Consider the following 26,977-nt stretch of genomic DNA (forward strand, 5'->3'; position numbering starts at 1 on the left):
GCGACCGCGCGGGCGGTCACGTCGGGCCGTGGATCAGGCGAGCGGCGGCGCCTGGCCGCGTTGCTGGCGACGCCCGGGCGCATCGGCCCAGGGCGTGTCCGGAGCGGCCAGCGGCCAGTCCGGGCGCACGCCGGGCATGGCCGGCGTGGCGGGTACGAGTTCCAGCTCAGTGCGCAGCCAGTGGCTGGCCAGCAGCAACGGCGGGCGTGCCTTCTCGGCTGATTTCACCGGAGCGGCAGCACAGCGGCGTAGCTTGGCCGGTGCCTCTTCCTGCAGCGGCGCTTCGCCACCGCGCTCTTCCAGCGGCATCTGCACGGCCATTCCGGCCTGGCCGTGTGGCAGCAGCGGCAGGGTGCCCAGCAGCAAGGCCAGCATCGCCACCCACGCCAGCAGGCTGGCCAGCGCGGGACGCTGGCCGCGCATGGCGGTGCCCATCTTGCGATGGATGAGTGGACGAGGGCGAAGCGGGCGCAGCAAGCGGGGGTCCCCAAGGGTCTGCCGGCAGCGGCCGGCATCAACGGGGCGTGATTGTAATGAGAGCTGTTAGCCGTTGCAAATGAGAATGATTGCCAAAATGTCGCAGGCCGGCCGGATCCGGCTCAGACCTCGCTCCAGCGCCGCAGCAGGTTGTGGTACACGCCGGTCAGCTGCAGCACCGCCTCGGCGTCGCCGCCGGTCTGCCGCAGGCGTTCGATCGAGCCGTCCATTTCCCACAACAGGCGCCGCTGCACGTCATCGCGGACCATGCTCTGAACCCAGAAGAACGAGGCCACGCGCGCGCCGCGGGTGACCGGGTTGACCCTGTGCAGGCTGCTGGATGGATACACGATCAGGTCGCCGGCCGGCAGCTTCACTTCGTGCTCGCCGTAGGTATCGCTGATGATCAGCTCGCCGCCTTCGTACTCGTCCGGCGCGGACAGGAACAGGGTGCAGGAGATATCCGAGCGCAGCTGTTCGCCGTTGGCCAGGTTCATCACCGCGCCATCGACGTGGAAGCCATAGGTGCCGCCGCCGCTGTAGCGGTTGAAGCGCGGCGGCAGGATCTTCAGGGGCAGCGCGGCAGCAAAGAACAAGGGGCTGCGGCTCAGCGCGGCCAGCACGTCCCTGCCCAGCTCCGCCTTCAGGGGAGATGCATCGGGTAGCTGCAGATTGTGCTTGACCATCGCGCCCTGTGCACCGACGGTCTCGCGACCGTCGGTCCAGTCTGCAGCGTCGAGTTGCCTGCGTGCCTGCGCCACGTCCTGGGGTGAAAGCACGTCGGGAATGTGCAGCAGCATGACGGTTCCTTCGTTGACGCGGGGGAGAGGGCTCCCCCGCGCGCTGCATCAGAAGCGGATGTCCGCGCTGAGCAGGAAGGTGCGCGGGGCACCCGGCGTGTAACGGTAGCCGCTCTTGTTGATGCTCGCCACGTACTGCTTGTCGAACAGGTTGTAGCCGTTCAAGCGCAGCGAGATGGTCTCATTGATTGCCCAGGACACGACCGCGTCGTACACCACATAGGACTTGGTGAACGACGGGGTGCCCACCGCGCCGTCGGTGCCGCGGTGCATGCCGGCGGCATAGCGCACGCCGCCGCCCACGGTGATGCCGTAGGGCAGGGTGTAGCTGGTCCAGCCGGTGAACGTGTCGTCCGGGGTATAGGTCAGGTTGGTGGTGCCATCGGCTGCCACCTTGGCACCTTCCTTTACGTCGGTATCCAGGTGGCTGTAGCCGGCGCTGACCGACCAGTTGTCGGTCAGCCGGCCGACTGCGGAGAGCTCCACGCCCTTGACCCGCTTGCTGCCGGTCTGGGTCGGGTTGCCGGCATCGTCGAGCACGGTGGTGTTGATCTCGTTGTCCACGTCGGTCTGGAACAACGCAAGGTTCACTGCCAAGGCGTCATCCAGGAACGCCCACTTGCTGCCCACTTCGAAGGTCTTGGCTTTCTGCGGGTCCAGCTTGGGGTTGTCGGCACTGCTGGCCGAGCTGCTCAGCTGGAAGTTGGCGCCACCCGGGGGTTGTTGCGAGATGGCGTAGTTGGCGTAGACGCTGACGGTATCGCCGACCTTGTAGAGGGCACCCAGCTTCCAGTTCAGCAGCGTATCGGACGCGTCCAGCGTCGGGTTGCGCAGCACCGTGCCGGTGGGATTGCTGCCACACGCCGGGCCGCCGCGGCCACCACACACCGATGCGCTGGCGTACTCGGTCTTGTAGTGGTCCGCACGCACGCCAGCGGTCAACAGGAAGCTTTCGCCGAAGGACAGGGTATCGAACAGGTACACCGAGGAGGTGGTGGTCTTGCCGTGTGCATCGGCGCCGTTGTGCGCCCAGGTCAGCCCGCCCACGATCCAGTCAGGATTGTAGAGATTCGCTGCGGCCCAGGTGGTACCACCGGTGGCGGCCTGGCCATGACTGTCCAGCTCTTCGCGGGTGAATTCCAGGCCGGTGCTCAGCGCATGGCCGACGCTGCCGGTGCTGAAGTCCGCACGCAGGTTCAACTGGTCGGTGAGGATGGTGTTGCGCTGGTCCTTGAAGGTCGGCAGGCTGCGCGCGATCGTGTAGGTCGAGAGATCGGCCGGATTGGTGTAGCTGATGTTGCCGGTAGGGCGGCCATTCGCTCCGCGAACGCCGGTGCCCATGAAGGCCGTCAGCAGGTAGTCCTGCTCGGTGCGGCCCCAGCGCGCGGTGTTGGTCAGGCGCAGGGTGTCGCTGAAATCATGTTCGAAGCGGAACGTGGCCATCTTCGCGGTCACGTCGTCATGGTCGGCGCGGGTGCCGTAGAAGTTTTCCGGATCGACCGGATGCCCGGCAAGCGCTTCCAGTGTCGGCTGCGGCGTCCAGCCCGGCAGGCCCAGCGTGGGCACGCCACCATCGGGCACGTTGTCCTGCTTCACGTACAGCAGGTTGAGGTAGTAACGGGTGGCGGTACCCAGGCCGAAGGCCAGCGACGGTGCGACGCCCCAGCGCTTGTTCTGCACGTGGTCGCGGCCCGGCTGGTCGCTGTCCTGCCACACGCCGTTGATGCGCAGCGCGCTGGTGGCGCCCAGCGACTGGTTCCAGTCGGCAGTTGCGCGGCGCTGCTGGTCGCTGCCCAGCGAAAGGCTGGCCGACGTCGCGTCCTGCAGGTTGGCCTGCTTGCTGACCAGGTTGATCGCGCCGGTAGGCGCCGAGCGGCCATTGTCGGTGCCGGCCGGCCCCTTGGTCACCTCAACCTGTTCGATGTTGAACACATCGCGCGAGATCGAGCCCAGGTCGCGCACGCCGTCCACATACAGGCTGTTGGAGGTGTCGAAGCCGCGCATGAACAGCGCATCGCCGGTGGTGGTGTTGCCGTTCTCGCCGGCATAGAAGGTGCTCACGCCCGGGCTGTTGCGCAGCGCTTCGGTCAGCGTGGTGGCGCCCTGCTGGTTGAACAGGTCGCTGGTAATCACCTGGATGGTCTGCGGCGTGTCCTGCAGGCGCTGGGTGAACTTCGGCGAGGCCACCTTGTCGGCCTTGTAGCCGCGAACGGCGTGCACGTCGACCTTGTCCAGTGTGCGGGCGGTGTCGGTGGCTTCGGCGTGGGCCAGCGCAGGCAGCGCGGCCATGCTGAGGCCGGCAGCGAGGCTGGCGGTGGCCAGCGGCAGGGTACGAAGCGGCGAAGCGTGCTTGCGGCTCTTGATCGGGTTCATGGGCGTCTGCAGAGAAGGAACAGGAAGGAGCCGCCGGCGCAGGCAGCGCGGCAACAGGACGGGAAAGAGGAATGCAGTTCAATGGCTGCGCAGCGCGCAGAAAAGCGTCAGACCAGCTGCGCAGGCGGTGCGTGCGAGGGAGGCTGGCGACGATCGGTCTCGGGCACCGGCGGATCAGGCATCGCCGGCGTAGGAGCGTATGCGGGGTCATGCTCCGGGCGCTGCAGGCACAGCTGCCGCAGTGCCGGCGGTTTGTCACCCCGGCTCCCTTCTGGCTCGGATTCCGCGCGCTGTATCGCGTGCTCGTGCGGCAACGCGTGGGGGGGCGAAGACGGCACTGCATTCTGGGCATAGGTGCCGGGAGCATCACCTGTCGACGTGCTTCGGCCTTCCTGCAATGCCGACCATCCCAGCAGCAGCGTCAGCAGCGCAGCCACGAGCAGCGGCCACCCTTGGCGGGCGAGCTGGCACAGCGTGGCGGTGGGCGCGGGCGAAGCCATGGCGCAGGCGGAGTCGTGACGAAGATGTTACTTAGCATAACATCAACGATAATGATTCGCATCTGCGTGACGGGCGCTCGATTTTGGATGGCCCTGAGTGCGCCTGGACGGCGCTTCAGGGCCGGTCGGTCGACCCGCCCCAAGGGTGGTCGCCCTGGATCTCAATCGCGGTCGTCGCGTGTCCAGATCGCGTCGTGCTCGCGCTTCACCGGGAACTTGGGCACCGGGCTATAGGCCGGTGCGCACAGGGCACGGCCATCGCGCACGTCGAAGCGCGCGCCGTGCAGCACGCACTCCACGCTGCCCTCGGTGGTGTTGAACTCGCCCGAGGAGAGCTCGAACTCTTCATGCGTGCACTGGTCTTCCAGGGCGTACAGCTCGCCGTCGAGGTTGAACACCACGATCGGCGTTCCGGTCACCTCGTCGAACACACTCTTCATTTCACCCGGCAACAGCTCGGCGCCGGCACAGACAAAGGTCCAGGCCTCGCTCACGTGGCGGCTCCGGCCAGCGGCTTTTCCAGGATCTCGAAGCGCAGGTCGTCGCGCTTGGGAATGCCGAAGCGTTCGTCGCCATACGGGAACGGCTTCTTGATGCCGGTACGCTGGTAGCCGCGGCGTTCATAGAAGGCGATCAGCTCGTCGCGCACGTCTATCACCGTCATCTGCATCACCGGCACGCTCCATTCGCGCGCGGCAAGCGCTTCGGCAGCCTCCATCATCTGCTTGCCGACACCGCCGCCCTGTTGGGCCGGGTCCACTGAGAACATGCCGAAGTAGCCCTTGCCATCGACATCGGCAACGTGGGCGCAGGCCACCAGCTTGCCCTCGCGCTCGGCCAGCAGGATGGTGGAGCGCGGGCGGTCGAGGTCGCCCTGGATGCCGTCGGCATCGATGCGGGCGCCGTCCAGCAGGTCGGCTTCGGTGGTCCAGCCAACGCGGCTGGCGTCACCACGGTAGGCCGAGGTGACCAGGGTGATCAGGGCGGGGATGTCGGCCGACGTGGCGGCGCGGAAGGTCAGGGTGCTCATTGCCCCATTCTAGGTGGGGCGTGGGCGGGCGCAAATGGGGGCGGGGTCAGATCCCTTTGTGCAGCAAAGGGCTCTGACCCCTCAGCCCCAGGAAACGCTCATGCCACGCCCCCGAAGGATCGATGCGCCCGGATACCCGCAACATGCCGTTCAACGTGGCAACAATCGCCGGCCCGTGTTCTTCACGGATGACGACCGCGTGGCCTACCTGCGTCTGCTGTGTCATCACGCAGGCCAGCAGCACTGCCGGGTCCACGCTTATGTGCTGATGGACAATCACGTCCATCTTCTGGCAACGCCTGATGTCTGCGGCGGGCTGTCACGGATGATGCAGGCCGTGAGCCGGACCTACGTACGTCGGGTGAATGATCGGCAGGGCCGCACCGGCACGTTATGGGAAGGGCGCTTCCCCTCCACGCTGGTGGATACGGATCGCTATCTGCTGGCCTGCCAGCGCTACATCGAGCTCAACCCGGTTCGGGCGGGGAAGGTGGCGCATCCTGGTGACTATCGCTGGTCGAGCTATCGCGCGAATGCGCAGGGCAGGGTGAACGCATTGCTCGTGCCGCATCCGGCCTTTGAGTTGATTGCCACCGATGCGGATGAGCGGTGCAGGTGCTACGCCGAGTTCATCGAGCAGGGTATCCCTGCGCAGGATCTCTCTTCGATACGGAAGGCGGTGCAATCGCAGCGGCGGATGGCGGCAACGTTGATGGGGTCAGAGCCCTTTCGCGAGGCGAAAGGGATCTGACCCCGGTCTGCGGGCTCAGCCCAACAGCTTGCGCACCTTGGTCAACGCGGTCATGAAGCGCTCGATCTCGGCGTGCGTGTTGTAGAACGCCAGCGAGGCACGGCAGGTGGCGGCGACGCCGAAGTACTGCAGCAGCGGGTGCGCGCAGTGCTGGCCCGAGCGCACGGCCACGCCTTCCAGGTCGAGCAGGGTCGCCAGGTCATGCGCATGCGCGCCGTCGATCAGGAACGAGACCACGGCGGCCTTCTCCGGCGCTTCGCCGATGATGCGCAGGCCGTCGACGCGGCGCAGCTCTTCGGTGAAGTGTGCCAGCAGTTCGGCTTCGCGCGATTCCACGTTCTCCTGGCCAAGCTGCTGCAGGTAGTCGGCGGCCACGCCCAGGCCGATGAAGCCGGCGATGTTGGGGGTGCCGGCTTCGAATTTGTGCGGGGCATCGTTGAACACGGTGCCGTCGAAGCTGACTTCCTTGATCATCTCACCGCCGCCGAGGAACGGCGGCATCGCGTCCAGGTGCTCGCGACGGGCCCACAGTGCGCCGGTACCGGTCGGTCCGCACATCTTGTGGCCGGTGATGGCGTAGAAGTCGCAGCCGATCGCGGCGACGTCGACCTTGCGGTGCGGCACCGCCTGCGAGCCATCGACCACGGTGATGATGCCGCGCTTGCGCGCTTCACGGCAGATCTCGCGCACCGGATTGACCGTGCCCAGCACGTTGGACACGTGGGTGACAGCGAGCAGCTTGACCTCGGGGGTCATCGCCACGCGCAGCGCGTCCAGGTCCAGCGCACCATCGGGGGTGATCTCGGCCACGCGGATGGTCGCGCCGGTGCGCTGCGCAACCAGCTGCCACGGCACGATGTTGGCGTGATGCTCCATGCGTGTGATCAGGATCACGTCACCGGCCTTCAGCCGTGGCAGTGCCCACGAGTACGCCACCAGGTTGATGGCGAAGGTGGTGCCGCTGCACAGCACCAGGTCGCTGGGGCGCACGTTGAGGAAGCGCGCCAGCTTGTTGCGTGCGCCTTCATAGGCATCGGTGGCTTCGCTGCCCAGTGCGTGCACTGCGCGGCTGACGTTGGCGTTGTAGCGGCGGTAGAACTCGTCCACCGCGCCGATCACCTGCACCGGCTTCTGGCCGGTGTTGGCATTGTCGAAATAGACCAGCGGCTTGCCGTGCACTTCGCGCATCAGCAGCGGGAAGTCGAGGCGGACGCGGTCCCAGTCGGGGCTGCCGGTGCGTTCTTCGATCGGTCGCGGCGAGGACAGGTTCATGCCACACCTGCCTCGGCCAGCGCCTTGTCCAGGCGGCGTGCCAACTGCGCGCGCAGCGCTTCGGGCAGCACCTTCAGCGGCTCGTGGCAGAACGCGGCGCTCAGCAGTGCCTGCGCCTGCGCCTGCGGCAGGCCGCGCGTGCGCAGGTAGAACAGCGCATTGGCATCGAGCTGGCCGACGGTCGCGCCGTGCGCTGCCTTCACCTCATCGGCGTCGATCACCAGCGTCGGCTGGGTGTCGATCTCGGCGTCGGGCGACAGCAGCAGGTTCTTGTTGGACAGGTTCGCATCGGTGCCGTCGGCGCCTTCGCGGATCTGGATGCCGCCATGGAACACAACGCGGCTGCGGTTGGCCGCAACACCGCGCCACAGCAGCTCGCAGTTGGTATCGCGCGCGATGTGGTCGATGCCCAGGCGGGTCTCGACGTGGCGGCGGCCATTGCCGAGCAGCACGCCATTGGCGGTCAGGTGGGCGTTGTCACCTTCCAGGCGCACGTTCAGTTCATGGCGGCTGAGCGCGGCACCCAGTTCCAGGTCGACGCGGTGGTACTGCGCGTCGCGGGCCAGCACCGCATCGGTGCGCAGGAAGCTGGTCTGGCGCGCGCTGCCGGCCTGGACGCGGGCATGCTGGAGTACCGCGTCGCGGGCGACGTGGGCATGCAGCACGGTGTTGTCCAGATGGGCGGCATCGCCGACGCTGAAGCGGTGCTCGACCACGCCCAGCTGTGCGCCGGCACGCAGTTCGATCAGGTGACGGTGATGCCAGGCCAGGTCGGTGTCGCCGGCCACGCTGGCGAACACCAGCTGCAGGGGGGCTTCGACCTGCACGCCTTCGTCCACGCGCAGCACCACGCCTTCATCGGCCAGGGCGGCGTTGAGCCGGGCGAAGATTTCTTCGCTGCGCTCGTAACGGCGGCCGAGGAAACGAACGGCATCCTCACCGTCCGCCAGCGCGGCCGACAGCGGCTGCAGCTGCACGCCGGCCGGCAACGCCTGCACGTCGCTCAGCGTGGCATCCAGGCGACCGTTGACGAACACCAGGCGCGGCGCCGGAATGTCTTCCAGCAGCGCGACGTCCAGGGCCGGGCCCTGCAGCGGTGCCGCGGCGAACGCGCGGCGCTCCAGCTGGCGCAGCGAGGTGTACTTCCAGGCTTCGTTGCGGGCGGCCGGCAGGCCATCGCGCAGGGCCGCATCCAGCACTTCGCGGCGCGCATCGCTGCCGCAGAAGGCCTGGGCCATCGAGTCGAGCAGGGCGCTCATCAGACCGCCGCCTCGCGCACCACGCGATCCTTCAGGAAGTCATAGCCGTGCGCTTCCAGCTCCAGCGCCAGTTCCGGGCCGCCGCTCTTGACGATGCGGCCGTCGGCCAGCACGTGCACCACGTCCGGCTTGATGTAGTCCAGCAGGCGCTGGTAGTGGGTGATGACCAGGAACGAGCGGTCGGCGCTGCGCAGTGCGTTGACGCCGTCGGCGACGCTCTTCAGCGCGTCGATGTCCAGGCCCGAATCGGTCTCGTCCAGGATCGCCAGCTTCGGCTCCAGCACGGCCAGCTGGAAGATCTCGTTGCGCTTCTTCTCGCCACCGGAGAAGCCTTCGTTGACGCCACGGTGCAGCAGTTCGTCCTTCAGGTGCAGCACGGCCAGCTTCTGGCGCACCAGCTTGAGGAACTGCATGGAATCGAGTTCTTCCTCACCGCGTGCCTTGCGCTGGGCGTTCAGTGCCGCGCGCAGGAAGTAGGTGTTGTTCACGCCCGGAATTTCCACCGGGTACTGGAACGCCAGGAACAGGCCGGCGGCGGCGCGCGCTTCCGGATCCTGGTCGAGCAGGTCGGTGCCTTCGAACTGCACGCTGCCTTCGGTCACGTCATAGCCGTCGCGGCCTGCCAGGACATTGCCCAGGGTGGACTTGCCGGCGCCGTTGGGGCCCATGATGGCGTGCACCTGGCCGGGCTTCACTTCCAGCGACAGGCCCTTGAGGATTTCCTTGTCGCCGATGCGGGCGTGGAGGTTTTCGATCTTCAGCATGGTGGGGGTTTCCGTGGTGCGGGCCGTGGCCCGCCGGTAAAGAGAATGCGTTGTGCGAGGGGCAGCAGGCGGTCAGCCCACCGAGCCTTCCAGCGAGACTTCCAGCAGCTTCTTGGCTTCCACCGCGAACTCCATCGGCAGCTCGCGGAACACCTGCTTGCAGAAGCCGTCGACGATCATCGACACCGCGTCTTCCTGGCTGATGCCACGAGCGCGGCAGTAGAACAGCTGGTCGTCGGAGATCTTGGAGGTGGTGGCCTCGTGCTCGACCGTGGCGCCGGGGTTCTTCACCTCGATGTAGGGGAAGGTGTGGGCACCGCACTGCTTGCCGATCAGCAGTGAATCGCACTGGGTGTAGTTGCGCGCGCCATCTGCGTTGCGGTCGACCCGGACCAGGCCGCGGTAGGTGTTCTGTCCGCGGCCGGCGCTGATGCCCTTGCTGATGATCTTGCTCTTGGTGCGCTTGCCGATGTGGATCATCTTGGTGCCGGTGTCGGCCTGCTGGCGGTGGTGGGTCAACGCCACCGAGTGGAACTCACCGACCGAGTCGTCGCCCAGCAGCACGCAGGACGGGTACTTCCAGGTGATCGCCGAGCCGGTCTCGACCTGGGTCCAGGTGACCTTGCTGCGTGCGCCGCGGCATTCGGCACGCTTGGTGACGAAGTTGTAGATGCCGCCGACGCCGTTCTCGTCGCCCGGGTACCAGTTCTGCACCGTGGAGTACTTGATTTCCGCATCTTCCAGCGCAACCAGCTCGACCACCGCCGCATGCAGCTGGTTCTCGTCGCGCATCGGCGCGGTGCAGCCTTCCAGGTAGGACACGTACGCCTTGTCCTCGCAGATGATCAGCGTGCGCTCGAACTGGCCGGTGTGGCCGGCGTTGATGCGGAAATAGGTGCTCAGCTCCATCGGGCAACGCACGCCCTTGGGGATGAACACGAAGCTGCCATCGGAGAACACCGCCGAATTGAGCGCGGCGAAATAGTTGTCGCCGACCGGCACCACGGTGCCGAGGTACTGCTTGACCAGCTCGGGATGTTCCTTGATCGCTTCGGACATCGAGCAGAACACGATGCCCTTCTCGGCCAGCTCCTTGCGGAAGGTGGTGCCGACGGACACCGAGTCGAACACCGCGTCCACCGCCACGCCGGCCAGCTTGGCGCGCTCGTGCAGCGGCACGCCCAGCTTGTCGTAGGTGTCGAGCAGTTCCTTGGGCACGTCATCCAGCGAGGCGTACTTCGGGCCCTTCGGCGCGGAGTAGTAGCTGAGCGCCTGCAGATCGATCGGGGCGATCTGCAGCTTGGCCCAGTTCGGCATCGGCATGGTCAGGAAGTGGCGGTAGGCGTCCAGGCGCCACTGCGTCATCCATTCCGGCTCTTCCTTCTTGGCCGACAGGGCACGGATGGTGTCCTCGTCCAGGCCGGCGGGAAGGGAGTCTGATTCGATGTCCGTGATGAAGCCGGCCGAATACTTGCGGCCGAGCTGCTCGTGGATCTCGCGGTTGGGGGTGTCGTCGTGGGCGACGTTTTCGATGGTTTCGGTGGCCATGGGGGGCTGCCTACGGATCAGGAGACGACGTCGACAGCGATGGTGCGGCGCTGTTCGTCATCGGCAAGGGGGAGAGGGGGGAGAATCTGGGCGAGGGTGACGTCGCGCAGGGCCTCGGAGACCACGTCGTTGATCAGCCGCCAGCTGCTGCGCGCGCCGCACTTGGGCGCCATGCCGCACTGGTGGTGGTCGTGGCTGCATTCGGTCAGGGCCAGCGGCCCCTCCATCGCTTCGACCACTTCGAACAGCGAGATCTCGATGGCCGCGCGGGTCAGCCGGTAGCCGCCACGGACGCCGCGCAGGCCCTCGACCAGGCCGGCCTGGGCCAGCGGCTTGAGTACCTTGCTGACGGTCGGCGGTTCCAGACCAGTGAATTCGGCCAGCTCGGTGGCACTGAGCACCTCGCCCGGGCGGGCGGCGAGTACGGTCAGTACCACGGTGGCGTAATCGGTGAGTTTGGTGACGCGCAACATGGGGATGCGAGCGGTTCTTAAAGCGGACTGAAATTGTACGCTTTTATTCGCCGCCATCCAAGCCGGGCATTCAGCCGGCGCCGGGGGCCGGGCCGGGAGCACTCACCGGGGCCGTTGCCAGGGCGCCAATGCTGAGCCAACGGGATGATTTTCGCAATCACCCGGAATGGGCGAGAATCAACGTTCCTTTCGCTGCAGACCTCCCTTGCCGATGCCCAAGAAGATCCAAGCCCGCAAGTCCGCCATCCACGGCAACGGTGTGTTTTCCGTGGCCCCGATCAAGCAGGGCGAGCGCGTGATCCAGTACAAGGGCCTGCTGCGCAGCCACGGCGACGTCGATGCCGATGACAGCGGCGATGTTGAAAGTGGCCATACCTTCCTGTTCACCCTCAACGACGACTGGGTGATCGATGCCAACTACAAGGGCAACGATGCGCGCTGGATCAACCACAGCTGCGACCCGAACTGCGAGGCGGTGATCGAGGAAGACGAAGACGGTGACAGCCGCGGCGACAAGGTCTTCATCGAAGCGCTGCGCGATATCAAGGCCGGCGAAGAGCTGACCTACAACTACGGCATCACCTTGGCCGAGCGCCATACGGCCAAGCTGAAGAAGATCTGGGAGTGCCGCTGCGGTTCGCCCAAGTGCACCGGCACCATGCTGCAGCCCAAGCGCTGATTGCGGTAGCGCCGGGCCATGCCCGGCGATCGCGGTGCGCGGGAGAATCAGAAGCCGCCAGGCATGGCCCGGCGCTGCCTTGTTTTATTTTCCGAGCACGCCTGCCGGTACCAGGTTGCCCAGGTTCTGGTTGAAGGTGACCACCAGCTTGCCGTTCTTCACCTGTGCCGACTGCACCTGCAGTGCACCGAGCACGCCGGCCATGGCCGGGTCCAGCTTGTAGATTGGCTCGCGCTGGGCGTAGTCGCTCAGCCAGGCATTGAGCAGGCCGCGGGTGCGCGAGTCGAGGCGACCGCCCTGGTTGGCCGGAGTGAAGTCATCGACGCTGGGCTGCTGCAGATGGAAGCCCTGGGTCTGTGCGTCGTAGCGCAGGCCGCTGCTGAGCTTCACCGTACCGAGCTTGGCCGGGTTGCCGCCAGCGGTCGCCAGTGCCACATCCATGCCCAGGTTCAGTCGTTCGCCGGCCGGCAGGCTCAGCTGCGGATGGCTCATGGTCAGCGCGATCAGGCCACCCAGCGCGTCCTGGGTACGGGGGAAACTGCCATCGAGGTACTGCTGCACATCGCTGGCGCCGACCGACAGTTCGCGGCCGGAAATGGAAGGGGCGGCCTGCGCGCCGATCGCCGCGGCGATCAGTACGGTGGAGGCGGCAAGGCGGGTCATCAGGGAACGCAGGCGCATGGCGGTGACCGGTGAATGCGGAATGGATGGATCAAAGAGTAGCCTTGCCGGCTGAATCGTGCGTGCATGCCGCTGCAACGGTTCAGTCCAGCGTTGGCCGCAGTTGCGCCGACTGGATCTGCCAGGCGCGGCCATCGCTGCTGGGGTGCACCCGGTACCAGCCGCCGAAGCGGAACGTGCCCTGGGGGGTCGCTGCACGGATCTGTACCGGGATCTCCAGCAGCTGTGGTGGCTGGTGGCCGTCGCGGGCTATCGGCGACCCGGTCGTCAGGCGCAGGCTGCGGACGTCCTCCAGCTGGCGCAACGCGGCGTCGTCCGCGCGTCGTGCATCGCTGGGCGGGAAGGTCCAGGCGGCATCGGCGCCTTTGCGGTCCCGGTTGAGCAGTGCCATGACATAGCGATTGAGCATTGCGGCCGGGAGCTCGGCTTCGGCCGCGACGGCGGCAAACAGCGGGTCGACCGCGGTGGCTTGCAGTGCGGGCGCTTCGCCCTCTGCACTGGCAGCGGCCGGAGCCGGCGGCGGCGCAGGAGCGCTGGTTGGATCCGGTTGCGCCTCCGGCCGCGAACAGCCGAACAGCACCAGCGGCGCGATCAACAACAGGAACCTGCGCATGCCTGCCTCCTCCCCGGGGCGACGTGAAGGAGGGCAGTGTATCGACTGCGTCGGTCTCAGCGGGAGGACGGCAGCTGTTCCAGCGCGTCCAGCGCCGGCAGCACCTGCGTGGCGATCGCGCCCAGTGCGTGGCCTTCGGTTTCGGCATGGCGCTGCACGATATCGCGCAGCAGCTGGGTGGCGATCACGACTGTCGCACGCTCGTCGCCGCTGAGCCCAGCGGTGCGCGGTGCAGCTTCCAGCAGGCGCATCAGGTCGCGGCTGGCGCGGTGCTCCAGTTCGATGGTGCAGCGCCCGGTGCACTGCACCCCGTCCTTTTCGATGGGGGTCACCGAGATCCGGTAGCGGGTGGAGGGGCTGGCCATGAGGGTGTGCTCGCCGTAGCTGTGGAGGATGTGCCCACGATAGGCAAGGCCACGGCCGGCGGCGATGGCCGGCGCTGCACGCAGTGTTCCACCCGGTAGGTTCCGTGCCGGCAGGTAACACGCTCATCCAATGGCGGCGGGCCTGTGCGGGCAATCCGCTGGCTGCGGCAACGCTGTGTTGCGGCCTGCGGTTCGGACAAAAAAAACGGGACGGCCTGAGCCGTCCCGTCGGAATCCGCGTTGGGGCGCGCGCTTACAGCGCAGCGTCCTTCAGCTTCTTCAGCGGACGCACCTTCAGCTTGGTGGTGGCCGGCTTGGCGGCGAACCACTGTTCTTCCTTGGTGAACGGGTTGATGCCCTTGCGCTTCGGCTTGGCCGGCACATTGACGGTGCTGATCTTCAGCAGGCCCGGCAGGGTGAACGAGCCAGCGCCCTTCTTGTGCACCGAGGAGGCGACAGCGCTTTCCAGCGAGGCCAGCACAGCGCGGACGTCCTTGGCGATGACGCCGGAGGCTTCAGCGATGTGTGCAACCAGGCCGGACTTGGTCAGCACTTCCTTGATCGGCTTCGGAGCGGCCGGCTTGGCGGCTGCCTTCGTCGCGACTTTCTTCACTGCCTTCTTCGGGGCAGCCTTCTTAGCGGTCTTTGCCATGGTTTCCTGTTCCGTGAACGGTTGGTTGTTTGGTCGGCGCCGAACCCCGTCGGCAAGCGCAATGTAGGGCAACTCTCGGGCGCCGCCAATAGCCTGGAGTGCGGAAAGTGCATGTTTTTTTCATATCCAGGCCGATTCAGTACATGGCCGGTGGTGGGGGCTGGGGGTACCGCGGTGCGGCCGGCAATGCTCGTCCCGGTCGCACGGGGATGCGCGAAATTACTGAAAACAAGGGAAAAATGCGCGTTCTCATGGCGAGGAAGTGTCCACGTGCCTGCGTCCAGGGTGACGTCCGGCGTGCAGCGGAGCGACGCAGGGCTAACGCATGCCGTGCGAGGGTAAACGTTCATCACCGCCACGCAGGAGCAGCACATGGGAATCTCGCGACACGCCACCGCGCACTGGGAAGGCGATCTGAAGTCCGGCAAGGGACAGTTGAGCACGCCGCAGAGTGGCCTGCTGGACAAGACGCGCTATGGCTTCAACAGCCGTTTCGGCGACGAAAAAGGCACCAATCCGGAAGAGCTGATCGCTGCTGCACATGCAGGCTGTTTCACCATGGCGCTGTCGGCCAAGCTCGGCGAAGCCGGCTTCACCCCGACCTCGCTGGATACCGAGGCCAAGGTCGATCTGTCACTGGAAGGCGGCCCGCAGCTGTCGCAGATCCGGCTGAAAGTGAAGGCCGTGGTGCCCGGCATCGATGCGGCGCAGTTCCGTGCCATTGCCGATGACGCCAAGCAGAACTGCCCGGTGTCCAAGGCGCTGAGCGCGGTGCCGATCAGCCTGGAAGCCGAGCTGGGTTGAGGTCGGTAGCGCCGGGCATGGCCCGGCGCCACCACGCCGTACGGGATCACCAATCAATGGTGCCGCTGATCACCGTCTGAACCTGCCCACCGGACCAGACTTCCCCGTCTTCATCGACGAAAAGGGTCAAGCGCGCATCGTGACCGACTTCGCGACCCTGGCTGACTTCAAACGGTGCGCGGCCCTTGGGCAAGGCGTCGCGCAGGTCCAGCCATGCGGCGAGCACGGCGTTGGCGGCGCCGGAAGCGGCGTCTTCGAAGCGACGGCCGTTGCCGACGAAGGCGCGCACCGCCAGGTCGAACCCCTCGCTGCCATCGCTGAAGGCATAGGCGAACACGCCCATGCTGTCGGTGGACTCAGCCAGTGCGGCCACCGCATCCCAGTCCGGCTGCAGCGCGCGCAACGCGGCCTCATCGGCTACCTGCACCACCCACCAGCTGCGCCCGCCCTGCATGCGTGCCGGCGGCAGCGTGCCCAGCGGCCAGCCTTCCAGGACTGCCTGCAGGCGTGGATCGGTGGCGTCGGCGGTCTCGGCCAGCTGCGCGCGCGGGGTGCGTATGGCGATGCGCTGCTGCGCAGCCTCGCCACTGACGCGTAGCGGCAGCGCGCCGGCAATGCCGTCCTGCACAAGGACGCCGTCGACCGGCGCGGCCAGGCCTGCCTGCAGTACCGCGTGCGCGGTGCCGACGCTGGGGTGGCCGGCGAACGATACTTCCTTCTGCGGGCTGAACATGCGCAGCCGATAGCTGGCGCCGGCGGCCTGCGGCGGGAACACGAAGGTGGTTTCCGGCAGGCGCGTCCAGCGCGCGACGGCCTGCATGCTGGCGTCGTCCAGGCCTTCGGCATCGAGTACCACGGCCAGCGGATTACCCGCGCCGGGGCGCGGCGAGAACACATCCAGCTGCAGGAAACGGCGGGTGGTCATCGGGTTGAAACTCCAGGAATGAAGGGGAATACGGTAGCGCGGGGCCATGCCCCGCGAGTGCGCAGCGCGGCAAGGCCGCCGGGCATGGCCCGGCGCTACCAGCGGATGTTGCCGTCGATGACCGGCTGCACCTGGCCGCCGATCCAGACCGTGCCCTCTGCATCGACTTTTACCTGTACGCGGCCATCGCGGCCGACTTCGCGGCCCTGGCTGGCCTCGTAGCGGCCCTCGCGGCCGGGCAGGGCGTTGCGCTGCCGCAGCCAGGCGCCGATCAGGGCATTGGCGCTGCCGGTCACCGGATCCTCGGGCACGCTGGCCGCATCCGCAGGGCAGAACGCGCGCACCACGCGGGAATGGTCGGTACCGGCTTCGTCAGCGAACACGGCCACGCCGGTTGCGTCGGTGGCCAGGCTCCAGTCACGCAGGGCGGCCATGTCCGGCACCAGGTTGCGTACGGTGGTGGCATCGCGCAGCGGCAGAAGCCACCAGCGCGCGCCGTTGTCCCATAGTTCCGGCGCATGCCCGTTGGCGGCGAGGGCCAGCAGCGCTTCGGGCACCCCGTCGGCTGTCGTCGCCCGTTGCCGCGCCGGCGGACTGGCCAGCTGGATCTGCAGCGCCTCGGCCGGGCCGCTCACCCGTACCGGCAGCAACCCTGCGGCGCACTGCTGTACCAGCGCACCCTCGCGCGGTTGGGCCAGGCCGCAGGTCACCGCCGTCCAGGCCGCGCCAACACTGGGGTGGCCGGCGAAAGCCAGCTCACGGGTCGGGGTGAAGATGCGGATGTGGTAGTCGGCGCCGGGCGCGCTGGGGCGCAGGAAGAACACCGTCTCGGACAGGTTCAGCCAGGCCGCCAGAGCCTGCATCTGCTCGCCGGAGAGATCGTCGGCGTCCAGCACGGCGCCCAGGGGGTTGCCGGTACCGGGGCGGGGGGCGAAGACATCGAGCTGCAGGTAACGGAGGACGGCCATCTACGGGGATATTGCGCTTAGAATCAAAGGTTCCGCCCCCGAGGGCGGCTTCCCCACATTCTACATAGCCAATCCATGTCAGCTTCCCCCCTTGTCGATCGTTGGATCGTACTGAAGTTCGGCGGCACCTCGGTGTCGCGTCGTCACCGCTGGGACACGATCGGGAAGCTGGCGAAAAAACGCGCGGAAGAGACCGGCTCGCGCGTGCTGGTGGTGGTGTCGGCGCTGTCCGGGGTCACCAACGAACTGACCGCGATTGCCGATGGCGCGCCGGACAGCCGTGATCGCGTGGCCGCGCTGGTCGAGCGCCACCAGGGCTTCCTGCAGGAACTGGAGCTGGGCGCCGAGGTGCTGGCCGAACGACTGGCCGTGCTGCAGGGCCTGCTCGATGACCCGCGCGCCGCTGCTCGTCCGCTGGACTGGCAGGCCGAGGTACTGGGCCAGGGCGAGTTGTTGTCGTCCAGCCTGGGTGCGGCCTACCTGCGTGCCAGCGGCCTGGATTTCGGCTGGATGGATGCCCGCCAGTGGCTGGATGCACTGCCGCCACAGCCGAACCAGAGCGACTGGTCGCAGCGCCTGTCGGTGAATTGCCAGTGGCGTGCGGACGCAGCCTGGGCGCAGCGCTTCCGCGCGCAGCCGACCCGGCTGCTGATCACCCAGGGCTTCATCTCGCGCCACGCCGACGGCGGCACCGCCATCCTCGGTCGTGGTGGTTCGGATACCTCGGCGGCGTACTTCGGTGCGCTGCTCGGCGCCAGCCGCGTGGAGATCTGGACCGACGTGCCGGGCATGTTCAGCGCCAATCCCAAGGACGTTCCGGATGCGCGGCTGCTGACCCGGCTGGACTATTACGAAGCGCAGGAAATCGCCACCACCGGTGCCAAGGTGCTGCACCCGCGTTCGATCAAGCCGTGCCGCGATGCTGGCGTGCCGATGGCCATTCTCGATACCGAGCGTCCCGAACTGCCGGGTACCAGCATCGACGGCAATGCCGCACCGGTGCCGGGGGTGAAGGCGATCAGCCGCCGCAACGGCATCGTGCTGGTGTCGATGGAAGGCATCGGCATGTGGCAGCAGGTCGGCTTCCTGGCCGACGTGTTCAATCTGTTCAAGAAGCATGGCCTGTCGGTAGACCTGATCGGCTCGGCCGAGACCAATGTCACCGTGTCGCTGGATCCGTCCGAGAACCTGGTCAACACCGATGTGCTGGCCGCGCTGTCGGCCGATCTGTCGCAGATCTGCAAGGTGAAGGTGATCGTGCCGTGCGCGGCGATCACCCTGGTCGGTCTCGGCATGCGCTCGCTGCTGCACAAGCTGTCGGACGTGTGGGCGACCTTCGGCCGCGAACGCGTGCACATGATCTCGCAGTCGTCCAACGACCTGAACCTGACCTTCGTCATCGACGAAGCCGATGCCGATGGCCTGCTGCCGATCCTGCACGCCGAACTGATCGACAGCGGCGCGATGCCGGTGGAAGAGACCGAAGTGTTCGGCCCGCGCTGGCGCGAGATTGCCGGTACGGTGCGCCCGCGTGGTACGCCTTGGTGGCGTGGCCAGCGTGCGCACCTGCTGCAGCTGGCCGATGCCGGTACGCCGCGCTACGTCTACCATCTGCCGACCGTACGTGCCCGTGCCCGCGCGCTGGCGGCGATCAAGCCGATCGACCAGCGCTACTACGCGATCAAGGCAAACAGCCATCCGGCCATCCTGCAGCTGCTGGAAGCCGAGGGCTTTGGACTGGAGTGCGTATCGCATGGCGAACTGAAGCATGTGTTCCAGCATCTGCCGGAACTGTCGCCCAAGCGCGTGCTGTTCACCCCCAGCTTCTGCCCGCGCGAGGAATACGAAGCGGCATTCGCGCTGGGCGTGACCGTCACCGTCGACAATGTCGAGGCGCTGCAGCGCTGGCCGGACCTGTTCCGCAACCGCGAGCTGTGGCTGCGCGTTGATCTGGGTCGTGGCGAGGGCCACCACGCCAAGGTGCGTACCGGTGGCAAGGATTCCAAGTTCGGCCTGCCGATCGCCCGCGTCGACGAGTTCGTGCGCGCGGCTACCGAACTGGGCACCCGCGTGGTCGGCCTGCATGCGCACTTGGGCAGCGGTGTGGAAACCGCGCAGCACTGGCGCCTGATGTGCGATGAGCTGGCCGGTTTCGCCCGCCGCATCGGCAGCGTACAGACCATCGACATCGGTGGTGGCCTTCCGATTCCGTACAGCGACGAAGACGAGCCGTTCGACCTGGAGGCGTGGGCCGAGGGCCTGGCCGAGGTCAAGGCGCTGCATCCGGCGTTCCGTCTGGCGATCGAACCGGGCCGCTTCCTGGTGGCCGAATCGGGCGTGCTGCTGACCCATGCCACCCAGGTGGTGGAGAAGGATGGCGTGCGCCGGGTCGGCCTGGATGCGGGCATGAACACCCTGATGCGCCCGGCGCTGTACGACGCCTGGCATGACATCGAGAACCTCAGCCGCCAGGGCGGTTATGCCGAAGCGGCGTTTGATGTGGTCGGCCCGATCTGCGAATCCAGCGATGTGTTCGGCAAGCGCCGCAAGCTGCCGGTGTCAACCGCGCCGGACGATGTGATGCTGATCGCCGATGCCGGTGCCTACGGCTACGTGATGTCCAACACCTACAACCAGCGGGCGATGCCGCGCGAAGACGTGATCGAGTGATCGCTGCCTTCCGCGCCCTGCACCCGCCCACCGACACCTCCCGCGCCTGCGCGCGGGCAGGTGCCTGACCGGATACACCATGACTGCTTTCGATAAACACCAGGTTTCCCGCTTCCGCTTCGTCCGCTGCGAATTCGCCGCGGACACTGGCGTGGCCAAGCTGGTCTACGCCTTCGACGACGGCCCGGAAATGGTGGAAACCATCACCGTTCCCGGCGCGCCGTTCGTACTGGACCAGGCGCGTGCCGCCGCCGTGCAGCGAGCGCTGCAGCTGCTGCACCTGATTGCCGGTGTCAGCTACTACAAGGCGGGCGTGCCGGAGACGGTCAGCATCGACAGCTACAACATTGATGCCGAAACCGCTGCGCTGGTGGAGACGGTCTACCTCAATGGCCTGGGCGAATTTGCCTACCGCAACGGCCTGAACCTGCGCGGGCGCTTCCGCCTGCCGGTACAGGGCGAAGCGGTGCAGGCACCGGTGCTGGGCCTGCAGCCGCACGCGCTGGTGGCAATTGGCGGCGGCAAGGATTCGCTGGTCAGCATCGAAGCGCTGCGCCGTGCCGGCGTGGACGAGACGGTGACCTGGATCGGTGGCTCGCAGCTGATCCGCGCCTGTGCCGAGCGCACCGGCCTGCCGACGCTGAACCTGGGCCGCGCGCTGGCGCCGGAACTGTTCGAGCTCAACCGCCAGGGCGCCTGGAACGGGCATATCCCGGTTACCGCGGTGAACTCGGCGATCATGGTGCTGGCCGCGCTGCTGCAGGGCGTGGACCAGGTGGTGTTCTCGAACGAACGTTCGGCCAGCTACGGCAGCCAGATTCCGGGCACCGGTGAAGTCAACCATCAGTGGTCCAAGGGCTGGGCGTTCGAGCAGGCGTTCGGCAGCCATGTGCAGAAGCAGCTGGCCGCCGATCTGCAGTACTACTCGCTGCTGCGGCCGATGTCCGAGTTGGCGGTTGCGCGCCAGTTCGCCAAGACCGATTTCTACGACGCGCACTTCTCCAGCTGCAACCGCAACTTCCACATCCTCGGCGAGCGCCCGGTGAACCGCTGGTGCGGTGTCTGCCCGAAGTGCCATTTCGTGTTCCTGGCGCTGGCCCCGTTCATGCCCAAGACGCGCCTGGTACGCATCTTCGGTCGCAACCTGCTGGATGACATCGAGCAGGCTGGCGGCTTCGACGCACTGCTGGAATTCCAGGACCACAAGCCGTTCGAGTGCGTGGGCGAAGGCCGCGAGTCGCGCGCAGCGATGGCAACCTTGGCGCAGCGCGCCGAGTGGAAGGAAGACGTGCTGGTGAAGCGCTTCTGCAATGAGATCCAGCCGCAGTTGGATGCCGCCGAACTGGAACTGGCACCGCTGTTGCAGCTGCAGGGCGAACACCGTATTCCGGCTGCGCTGTGGGAACGGGTACGTGAAGATTTCGAAGCTTGAAGGAAAGCGCGTTGCGCTGTGGGGCTGGGGCCGTGAGGGCCGCGCCGCGTTTGCGGTGCTGCGTTCGCGCCTGCCCGGGCTTGGCCTGAGCCTGTTCTGTCCAGCTGCCGAAGTCGAGGCAGCGCGTGCGGAAACACACGGTGCGCTGGACGTCCGTGGTGAGCCGTCGGCCGAGGCGCTGGCTGCCTTCGATGTGGTGATCAAGTCGCCGGGCATCAGCCCTTACCAGCCAATCGCGCTGGCCGCCGCCGCGCAGGGCACCACTTTCATCGGTGGCACTGCTCTGTGGTTTGCCGAGCATGCGGGTGCTGATGGCATCGTGCACGACACCGTGTGCGTGACCGGTACCAAGGGCAAGAGCACCACCACCGCGCTGGTCGCGCACCTGCTGCGTGCCGCCGGCCACCGCACCGGCCTGGTCGGCAACATCGGCCTGCCGCTGCTGGAAGTGCTGGACCCGCAACCCGCGCCCGAGTACTGGGCGGTGGAACTGTCCAGTTACCAGACCGGCGAAGTGGCCCGCAGTGGCGCCCGCCCGCAGGTGGCGGTGGTGCTGAACCTGTTCCCGGAACACCTGGACTGGCACGGCAGCGAGCAGCGTTACATCGACGACAAGCTGCGGCTGGTGACTGAAGCCGCACCGCGCATCGCCGTGCTCAACGCCGCCGATCCGCATCTGGCCGCGCTGTCTCTGCCTGACAGCGAAGTGGTCTGGTTCAACCAGCCGCAGGGTTGGCATATGCGCGGTGACATCGTGCATCGCGGTGAGCAGGCGGTGTTCGACACCCGCAACACGCCACTGCCGGGCCGCCACAACCGTGGCAACCTATGCGCGGTACTGGCCGCTCTGGAAGCGCTGGGGCTGGATGCCGTGGCGCTGGCGCCGGCGGTGCAGGACTTCCGTCCGTTGCCGAATCGCCTGCAGCGCATCGGCGTGGCCGATGGCCTGACCTACGTCAACGATTCAATCAGCACCACGCCGCATGCCAGCCTGGCAGCGCTGGAGTGCTTCGCCGGCCAGCGCATCGCGCTGCTGGTGGGCGGACATGATCGCGGCCTGGACTGGAGCGATTTCATGCAGCACATGGCCCACGACGTGCCGCCGGTGGAGATCGTGACCATGGGCAGCAACGGCCCGCGCATCCACGCGATGCTGCAGCCGCTGGCCGATGCCGGCCGCTTCGGCCTGCACGCGGCCGGTGACCTGCCCGAAGCGATGGCGCTGGCACGCGCGGCGCTGGGTACGCAGGGCGGGGTGGTGCTGCTGTCGCCGGGCGCGCCGAGTTTTGGTGCCTACCGCGATTACGTGGCTCGTGGTCGCCATTTCGCCGAGCTGGCCGGCTTCGACCCGGACAGCAACAGTGCGATTCCGGGGTTGGGCATCGTTTGAGCCACCGGTCCGGGGTCGGATCCCTTTCCGCAGGAAAGGGCTCTGACCCCAGCGGGATCCTGTGCATCCCATCCACGCATGGCGTGGATCTACTGTAGAGCCACGCCCACGCTCGGCTGGATTTCAGTCGTCCTGATCGATGAACGCGTAATCGCCATCAATCAACTGCTGCAGGTACGCATCGAAGCTCGGCGCGATGACTGCATAGCTGTCCGGATCGTGCAGGTAGCGCACCACCTGGCCGACGGTGCCGCCTGGTGCCGGGTCGAAATCCAGGTAGAGCATCGAGGTGCCGCCGTTGTTCATGCAGTGCGAGAAGCACAGGCGACGGTCCATCGGCAGATCGGGGTCGATGCCATCGCCGAGGATCTCCGGCTCGTCGTCCAGCCACTCTTCGTAGATCGAGCGGATGTTGTCGTCCCACTGCTGCTGGTCTTCGAAGACCTGCGCCACCGAACGCAGGTAGTACGGATAGCCACCTTCCTCCACGTCCGAGCCGAGCATCAGCACGCAGACCTCGCCGCCGGGGTACTCGCGGAAGTGCGTGCCATCCACGCGCGACAGCAACGCGACCAGACTGTCCGGAACCTGCGGCCACTGCGCACGCAGGCGCTGCAGGTCTTCGGCGTTGGCGCCCTGCACGTGGCCCCACTGAGGGGTATCGTCGGCAGGCAGGCGTGGAATCAGGCCAGACAGAAAGCGATCAACCAGGTTCATGCGAAAAAGGGGACGGAGGGGATTAAGTCGTATCCAACCACACCTGCGTCACGTCGCCAATGCAGAATGCGACGCGGGAGGGGCAAATACGGCTTAATCCCCTCCGTCCCCTTTTTCTTGCGGAGCAGGCGCATGAATCGTTGGCGATGCGGTGTAGCGGTGATGCTGGGGCTGGCGGCGATGCCGGCGTGGGCGGCAATGAAGACGCAACCGGTGGAGTGGAAACACCAGGGCACGACCTTCAGTGGCGTGCTGGTCTATGACGACGGCGACAACGACAAGCGTCCCGGTCTGGTGATGGTGCCGAACTGGAAGGGCGTGAACGAATCGGCGGTCGAGAAGGCCAAACAGCTGGCTGGCGATGACTACGTGGTGCTGGTGGCCGATGTGTACGGCAAGGGCGTGCGGCCGAAGACCGATGCCGAGGCCGGGCCGGTGGCGACCAAGCTGCGCAATGACCGGTCGCTGCTGCGCGCACGCGCGCTGGAGGCGGTGAACGTGCTCAAGGCCCAGGCCGGCAAGACGCCGCTCGATGCGAGCCGGATCGGCGCGGTGGGCTTCTGTTTCGGCGGCACCACGGTGCTGGAGCTGGCCCGTGCCGGTGCGCCGCTGGCCGGTGTGGTCAGCCTGCACGGCGGGCTGGGTTCGCCGCTGCCGGCGCAGGCCGGTGGCACGCACCCATCGGTGCTGGTGCTCAATGGCGCCGATGACAAGAGCGTGAGCGCCGAGGACATCGCCGGTTTCCAGAAGGAAATGAACGCGGCCAAGGTCGACTGGGAATTCACCAACTACAGCGGGGCAGTGCACTGCTTCGCCGAGCGCGATGCCAACAGCCCGCCGGACTGCCAGTACAACGAACGGGCGGCCAAGCGCGCGTGGAAGGCGCTGGATGAGTTCTTCGAGGAGCGCTTCGAGAAACGCTGAAGAGATATGCCGACCAACGGTCGGCACCTACCGGTCATTGTGGGTGCCGACCGTTGCTCGGCACACCTCCGCTGGTCAATGCGAACGCTGCACCGCGTAGCGGGCCAGGCCGCGCAGGGCGGCCACGGCATCGTTGTCGCCCAGGCCATCGAGCGCGCGCTCGGCGGCTTCGGCATACTCCTCGGCACGCGCACGGCTGTACTCGAGTCCGCCGGTGGCGCGGATCGCGGCCAGCACTTCCGGCATCGCCGAGGCGTCGCCGTCCTGCACGATGGTGCGCAGGCGCTCGCGGGTGGCGTCGTCGGAGTGGGCCATCGCGTGGATCAGCGGCAGCGTCGCCTTGCCCTCGGCGAGGTCGTCGCCCAGGTTCTTGCCCAGCTCCTCGGCATTGGCCGAGTAGTCCAGCACGTCGTCGGCGATCTGGAACGCGTAGCCCAGGTGCATGCCGTAGTCGAACAGGGCCTGCTGGGTGGCTTCGTCCACGCCGCTGGCCAGCGCGCCCAGGCGGGTACCGGCAGCGAACAGGACCGCGGTCTTGCGCTCGATCACGCGCAGGTAGGCCGCTTCGTCGGTATCCGGGTTGTGCACGTGCAGCAGCTGCAGCACTTCACCCTCGGCGATGCGGTTGGTGGCATCGGCCAGGATCTGCATCACCGACATGCGCTCCAGCTCGACCATCAGCTGGAAGCTGCGCGAGTACAGGAAGTCGCCGACCAGCACGCTGGGTGCGTTGCCCCACAGCGCGTTGGCGGTGCTGCGGCCGCGGCGCAGGCTGGATTCGTCCACCACGTCGTCGTGCAGCAGGGTGGAGGTGTGGATGAACTCGATGATCGCCGCCAGCTGGTGGTGATCCGGGCCGGCCTGGCCGACCGCATGGCCGGCCAGCATCACCAGCATCGGGCGCAGGCGCTTGCCGCCGGCGGAAATGATGTGATCGGCGATCTGGTTGATCAGCACGACGTCCGAGGACAGCCGGCGCCGGATCAGGGCGTCGACGGCGGCCATGTCGGCCGCGGCAAGCGACTGGATCTGGGGCAGGCCCAGGGCGGGACGGGTGTCTTCGGTGATGGTCATGCGATCAGGCTTTCAGGCTCATCGCTGATTATAGGCGTTGCCTGTGAATTCGGGCGCAAACCGGGCTGGCCGACGTCCTTGGCCCGGCCACGGCTGCCGCCCGCGTGAATACGTATGCAGGTTGCGCCAAGCCCGGGGCCCACCGCTAAGCTTGCGGCATCAGGATTTCGGCCCGCTCCCGGCGGGTCCCGCATGCCCGGAGGGGGGCTGTCGATGTCGCACTATCCATGGTGGCGCGGAGCCGTCATCTACCAGATCTATCCGCGCAGTTTCCTCGACGCCAACGGCGACGGGGTAGGCGACCTGCCCGGCATCATCCAGCGCCTGGACCACATCGCCGCGCTGGGTGTGGACGCGATCTGGATCTCGCCGTTCTTCAAATCGCCGATGGCCGACTTCGGCTATGACATCGCCGATTACCGCGACGTCGACCCGCTGTTCGGCAGCCTGGAGGACTTCGACCGCCTGCTGGCCAAGGCCCACGGGTTGGGCCTGAAGGTGATGATCGACCAGGTGCTGAGCCACACCTCGATCGAGCATGCCTGGTTCCGCGAGAGCCGCCAGGACCGCACCAACCCGAAGGCGGACTGGTACGTCTGGGCCGATCCGCGCGAGGACGGTACCCCACCCAACAACTGGCTGTCGCTGTTCGGCGGCGGCGCCTGGCAGTGGGAGCCGCGCCGCGAGCAGTACTACCTGCACAACTTCCTGGTCGACCAGCCGGACCTGAACTTCCATCACCCGGACGTGCAGCAGGCGACCCTGGACAACGTGCGCTTCTGGCTGGACCGTGGCGTGGATGGCTTCCGCCTGGACGCGATCAACTTCTGCTTCCACGATGCGCAGCTGCGCGACAACCCGGCCAAGCCGGCCGAAAAGCGGGTAGGGCGTGGCTTCAGCGCGGACAATCCGTACGCCTACCAGTACCACTACTACAACAACACCCAGCCGGAAAACCTGCCGTTCCTGGAGCAGCTGCGCGCGCTGCTGGACGAGTACCCGGGCGCGGTGAGCCTGGGCGAGATCTCCTCGGAGGACTCGCTGGCGACCACGGCCGAGTACACCCGCGATGGCCGCCTGCACATGGGCTACAGCTTCGAGCTGCTGGTGGACGATTACAGCGGGGCCTACATCCGCGACACGGTCTCGCGGCTGGAAGCGGCAATGACCGAAGGCTGGCCGTGCTGGGCGGTTTCGAATCACGACGTGGAGCGGGCGGTCAGCCGCTGGGGCGGCCACCCGGCCGATCCCCGCCTGGCGCGGATGCTTGTGGCGATGCTGTGCTCGCTGCGCGGTTCGGTCTGTCTGTACCAGGGCGAGGAACTGGGCCTGGCCGAGGCCGAGGTGCCGTTCGAGGCCCTGCAGGACCCGTATGGCATCACCTTCTGGCCGAACTTCAAGGGCCGTGATGGCTGCCGCACCCCGCTGCCGTGGACCGATGCGCCGCTGGCGGGTTTCACCACGGGCCAGCCGTGGCTGCCGATCCCGGCCGAGCACCGGGCGGCGGCGGTGGCCGTGCAGGAGCGGGATCCGCACTCGGTGCTGGCCGCGTTCCGGGCATTCCTGGGCTGGCGGCATAGCCAGCCTGCGCTACTGCATGGCAGCATCCGATTCATCGAAAGCGCCGAGCCAGTGCTGCTGTTCGAGCGTATGCTTGCAGATGAAACCCTCCTGCTGGCGTTCAACCTGTCGGCCGAGGCGGTGAGCCATCCGCTGCCGCCGGGCAACTGGCAGCAGGTGGCGGTACCGGGCCCGGATGCGGGCACGGTGCAGGGCAATGAACTCCAGCTGCCGCCGCGCGCGGTGTATTGCGCCCGACGCAGCTGACCGTTTTCT

General features: G+C 67.0%; 26 protein-coding genes. 8 read left to right on the plus strand and 18 right to left on the minus strand.

Features of this window, described 5'->3' with window-relative positions:
- Positions 1–33: 33 nt before the first annotated feature.
- The 5 genes from AC13GA_RS03790 to AC13GA_RS03810 all read right to left on the minus strand — a co-directional run bounded on the left by AC13GA_RS03790 (position 34) and on the right by AC13GA_RS03810 (position 5,180).
- The gene (locus AC13GA_RS03790; protein ID WP_426354111.1) at positions 34–435 is read right to left on the minus strand and encodes a hypothetical protein; all 402 of its coding nucleotides are present in this window, start codon (positions 433–435) and stop codon (positions 34–36) included.
- A 164-nt stretch (positions 436–599) separates the two neighbouring features.
- The gene (locus AC13GA_RS03795; RefSeq protein ID WP_426354109.1) at positions 600–1,277 is read right to left on the minus strand and encodes a Fe2+-dependent dioxygenase; all 678 of its coding nucleotides are present in this window, start codon (positions 1,275–1,277) and stop codon (positions 600–602) included.
- A 48-nt stretch (positions 1,278–1,325) separates the two neighbouring features.
- The gene (locus AC13GA_RS03800) at positions 1,326–3,650 is read right to left on the minus strand and encodes a catecholate siderophore receptor Fiu (protein ID WP_482997549.1); all 2,325 of its coding nucleotides are present in this window, start codon (positions 3,648–3,650) and stop codon (positions 1,326–1,328) included.
- A 661-nt stretch (positions 3,651–4,311) separates the two neighbouring features.
- On the minus strand, positions 4,312–4,644 hold the full coding sequence (locus AC13GA_RS03805; protein WP_010483575.1) for a non-heme iron oxygenase ferredoxin subunit: 333 nt from the start codon (positions 4,642–4,644) through the stop codon (positions 4,312–4,314).
- Positions 4,641–5,180 (minus strand): GNAT family N-acetyltransferase, encoded by a 540-nt coding sequence (locus AC13GA_RS03810; protein WP_482997550.1) that lies wholly within the window; start codon positions 5,178–5,180, stop codon positions 4,641–4,643. Before AC13GA_RS03810 ends, AC13GA_RS03805 begins: the two co-directional genes overlap by 4 nt.
- 100 nt (positions 5,181–5,280) lie before the next feature.
- On the opposite strand from AC13GA_RS03810, the gene AC13GA_RS03815 reads away from it, so the two are divergent.
- Entirely contained in the window at positions 5,281–5,931 is a 651-nt protein-coding gene (locus AC13GA_RS03815) for a transposase (RefSeq protein ID WP_482997551.1), read from the plus strand.
- 15 nt (positions 5,932–5,946) lie between these two features.
- On the opposite strand, the gene AC13GA_RS03820 is transcribed toward AC13GA_RS03815, so the two are convergent.
- From AC13GA_RS03820 to AC13GA_RS03840, 5 genes are all read right to left on the minus strand, one after another.
- Positions 5,947–7,203, minus strand: coding sequence for a cysteine desulfurase (locus tag AC13GA_RS03820; RefSeq protein ID WP_136638378.1), 1,257 nt, complete (start codon positions 7,201–7,203; stop codon positions 5,947–5,949).
- On the minus strand, positions 7,200–8,462 hold the full coding sequence (sufD, locus tag AC13GA_RS03825; RefSeq protein ID WP_136638379.1) for a Fe-S cluster assembly protein SufD: 1,263 nt from the start codon (positions 8,460–8,462) through the stop codon (positions 7,200–7,202). The genes AC13GA_RS03820 and sufD overlap by 4 nt, the downstream gene beginning before the upstream one ends.
- Positions 8,462–9,226: a Fe-S cluster assembly ATPase SufC gene (gene sufC / locus AC13GA_RS03830; RefSeq protein ID WP_004147524.1), complete on the minus strand. Its 765-nt coding sequence runs from the start codon at positions 9,224–9,226 to the stop codon at positions 8,462–8,464. The genes sufD and sufC overlap by 1 nt, the downstream gene beginning before the upstream one ends.
- A gap of 72 nt (positions 9,227–9,298) precedes the next feature.
- On the minus strand, positions 9,299–10,774 hold the full coding sequence (gene sufB, locus AC13GA_RS03835) for a Fe-S cluster assembly protein SufB (RefSeq protein ID WP_046985678.1): 1,476 nt from the start codon (positions 10,772–10,774) through the stop codon (positions 9,299–9,301).
- Positions 10,775–10,791: 17 nt separating this feature from the next.
- Positions 10,792–11,247, minus strand: a complete 456-nt coding sequence (locus AC13GA_RS03840; RefSeq protein WP_012510324.1) for an SUF system Fe-S cluster assembly regulator — start codon at positions 11,245–11,247, stop codon at positions 10,792–10,794.
- Positions 11,248–11,458: 211 nt separating this feature from the next.
- On the opposite strand from AC13GA_RS03840, the gene AC13GA_RS03845 reads away from it, so the two are divergent.
- Positions 11,459–11,926, plus strand: coding sequence for an SET domain-containing protein (locus AC13GA_RS03845; RefSeq protein ID WP_010483549.1), 468 nt, complete (start codon positions 11,459–11,461; stop codon positions 11,924–11,926).
- An 84-nt stretch (positions 11,927–12,010) separates the two neighbouring features.
- Here AC13GA_RS03845 and AC13GA_RS03850 read toward each other — a convergent pair whose 3' ends face one another.
- From AC13GA_RS03850 to AC13GA_RS03865, 4 genes are all read right to left on the minus strand, one after another.
- Positions 12,011–12,607: a YceB family lipoprotein gene (locus AC13GA_RS03850; protein ID WP_046985680.1), complete on the minus strand. Its 597-nt coding sequence runs from the start codon at positions 12,605–12,607 to the stop codon at positions 12,011–12,013.
- A gap of 82 nt (positions 12,608–12,689) precedes the next feature.
- Positions 12,690–13,220 carry a hypothetical protein gene (locus AC13GA_RS03855; RefSeq protein ID WP_046985681.1) on the minus strand — a complete coding sequence of 177 codons (531 nt, stop codon included), beginning with the start codon at positions 13,218–13,220 and terminating at the stop codon, positions 12,690–12,692.
- 56 nt (positions 13,221–13,276) lie between these two features.
- Positions 13,277–13,585 carry a DUF3861 family protein gene (locus AC13GA_RS03860; RefSeq protein ID WP_046985682.1) on the minus strand — a complete coding sequence of 103 codons (309 nt, stop codon included), beginning with the start codon at positions 13,583–13,585 and terminating at the stop codon, positions 13,277–13,279.
- Positions 13,586–13,838: 253 nt separating this feature from the next.
- Entirely contained in the window at positions 13,839–14,237 is a 399-nt protein-coding gene (locus AC13GA_RS03865; protein WP_012510328.1) for an HU family DNA-binding protein, read from the minus strand.
- Positions 14,238–14,609: 372 nt separating this feature from the next.
- Here AC13GA_RS03865 and AC13GA_RS03870 point away from each other — a divergent pair, with 372 nt between their 5' ends.
- Entirely contained in the window at positions 14,610–15,041 is a 432-nt protein-coding gene (locus AC13GA_RS03870) for an OsmC family protein (RefSeq protein WP_014646276.1), read from the plus strand.
- A gap of 46 nt (positions 15,042–15,087) precedes the next feature.
- Here AC13GA_RS03870 and AC13GA_RS03875 read toward each other — a convergent pair whose 3' ends face one another.
- Both AC13GA_RS03875 and AC13GA_RS03880 read right to left on the minus strand, forming a co-directional pair.
- Positions 15,088–15,966 (minus strand): PhzF family phenazine biosynthesis protein, encoded by an 879-nt coding sequence (locus AC13GA_RS03875; protein WP_482997552.1) that lies wholly within the window; start codon positions 15,964–15,966, stop codon positions 15,088–15,090.
- 95 nt (positions 15,967–16,061) lie between these two features.
- On the minus strand, positions 16,062–16,934 hold the full coding sequence (locus AC13GA_RS03880) for a PhzF family phenazine biosynthesis protein (protein WP_426354091.1): 873 nt from the start codon (positions 16,932–16,934) through the stop codon (positions 16,062–16,064).
- 75 nt (positions 16,935–17,009) lie between these two features.
- On the opposite strand from AC13GA_RS03880, the gene AC13GA_RS03885 reads away from it, so the two are divergent.
- The 3 genes from AC13GA_RS03885 (at position 17,010) to murD (ending at position 22,426) form a co-directional block, all read left to right on the plus strand.
- Positions 17,010–19,604 carry a bifunctional aspartate kinase/diaminopimelate decarboxylase gene (locus AC13GA_RS03885; protein ID WP_046985685.1) on the plus strand — a complete coding sequence of 865 codons (2,595 nt, stop codon included), beginning with the start codon at positions 17,010–17,012 and terminating at the stop codon, positions 19,602–19,604.
- Positions 19,605–19,683: 79 nt separating this feature from the next.
- Positions 19,684–21,036: a UDP-N-acetyl-alpha-D-muramoyl-L-alanyl-L-glutamate epimerase gene (gene murL, locus AC13GA_RS03890; RefSeq protein WP_046985686.1), complete on the plus strand. Its 1,353-nt coding sequence runs from the start codon at positions 19,684–19,686 to the stop codon at positions 21,034–21,036.
- Entirely contained in the window at positions 21,017–22,426 is a 1,410-nt protein-coding gene (murD, locus tag AC13GA_RS03895; RefSeq protein WP_482997553.1) for a UDP-N-acetylmuramoyl-L-alanine--D-glutamate ligase, read from the plus strand. The genes murL and murD overlap by 20 nt, the downstream gene beginning before the upstream one ends.
- Before the next feature lie 123 nt (positions 22,427–22,549).
- Here the strand turns inward: murD and AC13GA_RS03900 are convergent, their stop codons facing one another.
- A complete protein-coding gene (locus tag AC13GA_RS03900) occupies positions 22,550–23,143 on the minus strand; it encodes an SMI1/KNR4 family protein (protein ID WP_482997554.1) in 594 nt (197 codons plus the stop codon).
- A gap of 132 nt (positions 23,144–23,275) precedes the next feature.
- Here AC13GA_RS03900 and AC13GA_RS03905 point away from each other — a divergent pair, with 132 nt between their 5' ends.
- Positions 23,276–24,067, plus strand: coding sequence for a dienelactone hydrolase family protein (locus AC13GA_RS03905; protein ID WP_482997555.1), 792 nt, complete (start codon positions 23,276–23,278; stop codon positions 24,065–24,067).
- Between the two features lie 75 nt (positions 24,068–24,142).
- On the opposite strand, the gene AC13GA_RS03910 is transcribed toward AC13GA_RS03905, so the two are convergent.
- Complete coding sequence (locus AC13GA_RS03910; protein WP_004147673.1) at positions 24,143–25,141, minus strand: polyprenyl synthetase family protein; 999 nt, start codon at positions 25,139–25,141, stop codon at positions 24,143–24,145.
- Positions 25,142–25,354: 213 nt separating this feature from the next.
- On the opposite strand from AC13GA_RS03910, the gene AC13GA_RS03915 reads away from it, so the two are divergent.
- Positions 25,355–26,968, plus strand: a complete 1,614-nt coding sequence (locus AC13GA_RS03915) for an alpha-glucosidase family protein (protein WP_482997556.1) — start codon at positions 25,355–25,357, stop codon at positions 26,966–26,968.
- The last annotated feature ends 9 nt before the right edge of the window (positions 26,969–26,977 follow it).

The organism is Stenotrophomonas sp. 22DLJC03 (genome assembly GCF_056861405.1).

What these genes read in the sequence shown, in the direction of transcription:
- AC13GA_RS03905 (WP_482997555.1), top strand. Translation starts at nt 23,276, where the DNA reads ATGAATCGTTGGCGATGCGGTGTAGCGGTGATGCTGGGGCTGGCGGCG.
- sufD (WP_136638379.1), bottom strand. Translation starts at nt 8,462, where the DNA reads ATGAGCGCCCTGCTCGACTCGATGGCCCAGGCCTTCTGCGGCAGCGAT.
- AC13GA_RS03910 (WP_004147673.1), bottom strand. Translation starts at nt 25,141, where the DNA reads ATGACCATCACCGAAGACACCCGTCCCGCCCTGGGCCTGCCCCAGATC.
- AC13GA_RS03810 (WP_482997550.1), bottom strand. Translation starts at nt 5,180, where the DNA reads ATGAGCACCCTGACCTTCCGCGCCGCCACGTCGGCCGACATCCCCGCC.
- AC13GA_RS03850 (WP_046985680.1), bottom strand. Translation starts at nt 12,607, where the DNA reads ATGCGCCTGCGTTCCCTGATGACCCGCCTTGCCGCCTCCACCGTACTG.
- AC13GA_RS03870 (WP_014646276.1), top strand. Translation starts at nt 14,610, where the DNA reads ATGGGAATCTCGCGACACGCCACCGCGCACTGGGAAGGCGATCTGAAG.
- AC13GA_RS03900 (WP_482997554.1), bottom strand. Translation starts at nt 23,143, where the DNA reads ATGAACCTGGTTGATCGCTTTCTGTCTGGCCTGATTCCACGCCTGCCT.
- AC13GA_RS03865 (WP_012510328.1), bottom strand. Translation starts at nt 14,237, where the DNA reads ATGGCAAAGACCGCTAAGAAGGCTGCCCCGAAGAAGGCAGTGAAGAAA.
- AC13GA_RS03885 (WP_046985685.1), top strand. Translation starts at nt 17,010, where the DNA reads ATGTCAGCTTCCCCCCTTGTCGATCGTTGGATCGTACTGAAGTTCGGC.
- AC13GA_RS03795 (WP_426354109.1), bottom strand. Translation starts at nt 1,277, where the DNA reads ATGCTGCTGCACATTCCCGACGTGCTTTCACCCCAGGACGTGGCGCAG.
- murL (WP_046985686.1), top strand. Translation starts at nt 19,684, where the DNA reads ATGACTGCTTTCGATAAACACCAGGTTTCCCGCTTCCGCTTCGTCCGC.
- AC13GA_RS03875 (WP_482997552.1), bottom strand. Translation starts at nt 15,966, where the DNA reads ATGACCACCCGCCGTTTCCTGCAGCTGGATGTGTTCTCGCCGCGCCCC.
- AC13GA_RS03855 (WP_046985681.1), bottom strand. Translation starts at nt 13,220, where the DNA reads ATGCGCAGGTTCCTGTTGTTGATCGCGCCGCTGGTGCTGTTCGGCTGT.
- AC13GA_RS03820 (WP_136638378.1), bottom strand. Translation starts at nt 7,203, where the DNA reads ATGAACCTGTCCTCGCCGCGACCGATCGAAGAACGCACCGGCAGCCCC.
- AC13GA_RS03800 (WP_482997549.1), bottom strand. Translation starts at nt 3,650, where the DNA reads ATGAACCCGATCAAGAGCCGCAAGCACGCTTCGCCGCTTCGTACCCTG.
- AC13GA_RS03840 (WP_012510324.1), bottom strand. Translation starts at nt 11,247, where the DNA reads ATGTTGCGCGTCACCAAACTCACCGATTACGCCACCGTGGTACTGACC.
- sufB (WP_046985678.1), bottom strand. Translation starts at nt 10,774, where the DNA reads ATGGCCACCGAAACCATCGAAAACGTCGCCCACGACGACACCCCCAAC.
- AC13GA_RS03915 (WP_482997556.1), top strand. Translation starts at nt 25,355, where the DNA reads ATGTCGCACTATCCATGGTGGCGCGGAGCCGTCATCTACCAGATCTAT.
- AC13GA_RS03880 (WP_426354091.1), bottom strand. Translation starts at nt 16,934, where the DNA reads ATGGCCGTCCTCCGTTACCTGCAGCTCGATGTCTTCGCCCCCCGCCCC.
- sufC (WP_004147524.1), bottom strand. Translation starts at nt 9,226, where the DNA reads ATGCTGAAGATCGAAAACCTCCACGCCCGCATCGGCGACAAGGAAATC.
- AC13GA_RS03815 (WP_482997551.1), top strand. Translation starts at nt 5,281, where the DNA reads ATGCCACGCCCCCGAAGGATCGATGCGCCCGGATACCCGCAACATGCC.
- AC13GA_RS03790 (WP_426354111.1), bottom strand. Translation starts at nt 435, where the DNA reads ATGGGCACCGCCATGCGCGGCCAGCGTCCCGCGCTGGCCAGCCTGCTG.
- AC13GA_RS03845 (WP_010483549.1), top strand. Translation starts at nt 11,459, where the DNA reads ATGCCCAAGAAGATCCAAGCCCGCAAGTCCGCCATCCACGGCAACGGT.
- AC13GA_RS03860 (WP_046985682.1), bottom strand. Translation starts at nt 13,585, where the DNA reads ATGGCCAGCCCCTCCACCCGCTACCGGATCTCGGTGACCCCCATCGAA.